2 protein-coding genes are annotated in these 1,003 nt (G+C 71.8%); one reads left to right on the forward strand and one right to left on the reverse strand.

Going from position 1 to position 1,003, the window contains the following annotated elements; genetic code table 11:
- Nucleotides 1-357: 357 nt before the first annotated feature.
- Nucleotides 358-594, reverse strand: coding sequence for a hypothetical protein (locus tag AB0J52_RS42185; protein ID WP_500188946.1), 237 nt, complete (start codon nucleotides 592-594; stop codon nucleotides 358-360).
- On the opposite strand from AB0J52_RS42185, the gene AB0J52_RS42190 reads away from it, so the two are divergent.
- The gene (locus AB0J52_RS42190) at nucleotides 593-961 is read left to right on the forward strand and encodes a hypothetical protein (protein WP_500188948.1); all 369 of its coding nucleotides are present in this window, start codon (nucleotides 593-595) and stop codon (nucleotides 959-961) included. The genes AB0J52_RS42185 and AB0J52_RS42190 overlap by 2 nt on opposite strands.
- Nucleotides 962-1,003 lie beyond the last annotated feature (42 nt).

Raw genomic sequence — 1,003 nt, forward strand, 5'->3', positions numbered from 1 at the left:
GGCAAGCCGCTGTGCGACCCGGACAAGCCGCCGAACGGCGCCGGCAACCCGCAGCCGGGCTGGTGGTGCGAGAAGCACCGGACCAACCCGGACTGCAACCAGGAGCCGCCCGGCCCGGGTGGGCCCAACGGGCTCCAGCCGCAGTACGCGGGTACGCCGCCGCGCAAGCTGGAGTGAGCGGAAGAGCGCACTGACAGGCCGTCGCGGGGCCGCCGTCCACATCTGGGCGGCGGCCCCGCGCCGTTTCCCGATGCCCCGCGCGGTCCCGTCGTCCCCGTGAACGGCGAAGCGCGCCCTCCCGACCGGGAGCGGCGCGCTTCTCATGTCCGCGGCTTCGCGGGTCAGCGGTTCAGCGGGTCATTGGAAGATCGTGCGCCAGGGGGTGCAGCGGCTGTAGGAGATCTGCGGATAGTTGCCGTTCATGACGATGTTGCTCGCCAGGCAGGTGCGGACGCGGAACATCCCGGTGCACTTGGAGCCGAAGCTCGACGTGTGGGTCTGGCCGGGCTTGGCGTACTCGACGCCGTAGTCGCACATCGGGCCGCCGTCGGAGTGCTGGTGCTCGAACACGGCCCAGCCCTTGGACGCGGACATGCGCAGCACGAGCGTCCCGACGAAACGGCCGCCCTTGGTGTCCCAGCCGCCGGACGCGCTGATGCCGGGTGCCGCGGACGGCGCGGACCAGCCGCCGGTGGTCTTCGGCGTCTTCGTGGCGGACGGGGAGGCGGACTTGCTGGGCGTCCTGCTGGGCGTCCTGCTCGGCTTGCCGCTCTTCTCGGCCGTCGTCGGCGCGGAGGACGGCTTGGCGGACGCCGGTGCCGAGCCCCGGGCCGACGTGGACGGGGTTGCCGTACCGATTCCGGCGACGGGCGCTGAGGGCTTGTCGTCCGGCCAGAAGGCGAAGGCGGCCGCCCCGGCGACGAGCAGCCCGGCCGCGACTCCCGCGGCGAGATCGGAATAGCGTCGTGGAGGGAATGTGTGTAGTGTGATATGTGTAGTTCTA

It is taken from the genome of Spirillospora sp. NPDC049652 (genome assembly GCF_040675125.1).
GTDB lineage: Bacteria > Actinomycetota > Actinomycetes > Streptosporangiales > Streptosporangiaceae > Spirillospora.

Excerpts from the sequence above, each read along its gene's own strand:
- AB0J52_RS42190 (WP_500188948.1), top strand. The coding sequence starts at position 593 with ATGCGCAGCACGAGCGTCCCGACGAAACGGCCGCCCTTGGTGTCCCAG.
- AB0J52_RS42185 (WP_500188946.1), bottom strand. The coding sequence starts at position 594 with ATGTCCGCGTCCAAGGGCTGGGCCGTGTTCGAGCACCAGCACTCCGAC.